The organism is Pseudomonas sp. NPDC086251 (assembly GCF_044746405.1).
In the GTDB taxonomy this organism is placed as follows: domain Bacteria; phylum Pseudomonadota; class Gammaproteobacteria; order Pseudomonadales; family Pseudomonadaceae; genus Aquipseudomonas.
On the sequence record NZ_JBIVBY010000081.1, the window covers coordinates 1 to 1679 of the forward strand.

Consider the following 1679-nt stretch of genomic DNA (forward strand, 5'->3'; position numbering starts at 1 on the left):
AAAGACTATCCCCACGCCGCCTAGTTTTTGTGTGCGGCGGGGGGTACGCGCTCCACGTTGCGCCCAACCCCGCCCCCACCCCCCCACCGGAGGCACAGTCGGCGGCGCCGCCGCCAACCTGAAGGAAAACGTTGAAGCCCTGATCGCTGATCTGAAGCGTATCAAGCCAGCTTCCTCGAAAGGTATTTACGTCAAGCGCGTTACCCTGAGCACCACCATGGGTCCAGGTCTGGTCATCGACCAAGGCTCGCTCGACGCGTAAGACACAGGTTGGCGCAAGCGATTGCGCCAATTGAAAGATTGGGGTCCCTGCCTGGCGGGGGCTATCCAAGACCGTAGGCGACGCAAGTCTTAAACCTCAAGCCTACGCAGATGGTGCTCCCGGTTCCTTACCGAATCAGACACCAAAACGACATCCGGCTCCGGTTGGATGAAACGGTAACAAGCAGGAGTTAAACCCGTGGCAATTAAACTCGAAGACAAGAAGGCCATCGTCGCTGAAGTCAACGAGGCTGCCAATGTTGCCCTGTCTGCTGTTGTGGCTGATGCCCGCGGCGTGACAGTAGGCGCTATGACCGGACTCCGTAAAGAGGCTCGTGAAGCTGGCGTTTACGTACGTGTTGTACGTAACACCCTGCTCAAGCGCGCCGTTGCTGGCACTCAGTATGACGTGCTCAACGACGTGTTCACTGGCCCGACCTTGATTGCATTCTCCAAAGAACATCCGGGCGCTGCTGCTCGTATCTTCAAAGAGTTCGCAAAAGGTCAGGATAAGTTCGAGATCAAGGCAGCTGCGTTCGAGGGCAAGTTCCTCGCAGCTAATCAGATCGACGTACTGGCAAGTCTGCCGACCCGTGACGAAGCAATTTCTCAGCTGATGAGCGTGATTCAAGGCGCAACCAGCAAATTGGCTCGTACTCTGGCGGCCCTTCGCGACCAGAAAGAAGCTGCTGCAGCCTAAGGCTGAGCGACTCCTTTCAGCGTTTATTGTTTATTTCGATGGCCGCGTAGGCTGTCACCCCAATACAGGAATTTATAGTCATGTCTCTGACTAACGACCAAATCATCGAAGCAATCGGCGAAAAATCCGTTCTGGAAATCGTTGAGCTGATCAAGGCCATGGAAGAGAAGTTCGGCGTTTCCGCTGCCGCTGCTTCCGCTGGTCCAGCTGCTGTCGCTGCCGTTGTTGAAGAACAAACTGAATTCAACGTCATGCTGCTGGAAGCTGGCGAGAAGAAAGTTAACGTGATCAAGGCAGTACGTGAACTGACCGGTCTGGGCTTGAAAGAAGCCAAGGCTGTAGTTGACGGCGCTCCTGGCATGGTTCTGGAAGCTGTTTCGAAAGACGCAGCTGACAAAGCCAAAGCCACTCTGGAAGAAGCAGGCGCTAAAGTCGAGCTGAAGTAAGCATCGACTTTGCGTCTCCAGCCCGAGCGTTAAGCGAAAGGCTGATGGCTGGTGGCTCTTGCCACCGGCCTTTTTCCGTTATTGGCAGCCGACTGGGTCGGTGCTGGTAACGCGCTGTAACCACCCGATGCGGTGGCGCAAACCATGGGGTTTGCACGATTTTCTGGCTGCTCCCGTCGGGAGGGGCCAAACAAGCAGGTGACCAAGCTGGGGAACGCTGATGGCTTACTCATATACTGAGAAAAAACGTATCCGCAAGGTCTTTATCAAGT

At 55.3% G+C, this 1679-nt stretch carries 2 protein-coding genes and 1 pseudogene; all 3 read left to right on the top strand.

Translation table 11 applies throughout. From position 1 onward, the window contains the following. Positions 1-262, top strand: a pseudogene (locus ACIPL2_RS35100) (hypothetical protein); the annotation flags it as partial. Positions 263-460: 198 nt separating this feature from the next. Next, on the top strand, positions 461-961 hold the full coding sequence (gene rplJ, locus ACIPL2_RS35105) for a 50S ribosomal protein L10 (RefSeq protein ID WP_007896629.1): 501 nt from the start codon (positions 461-463) through the stop codon (positions 959-961). A gap of 80 nt (positions 962-1041) precedes the next feature. Further along, positions 1042-1407 (top strand): 50S ribosomal protein L7/L12, encoded by a 366-nt coding sequence (gene rplL / locus ACIPL2_RS35110; protein WP_010467258.1) that lies wholly within the window; start codon positions 1042-1044, stop codon positions 1405-1407. The last annotated feature ends 272 nt before the right edge of the window (positions 1408-1679 follow it).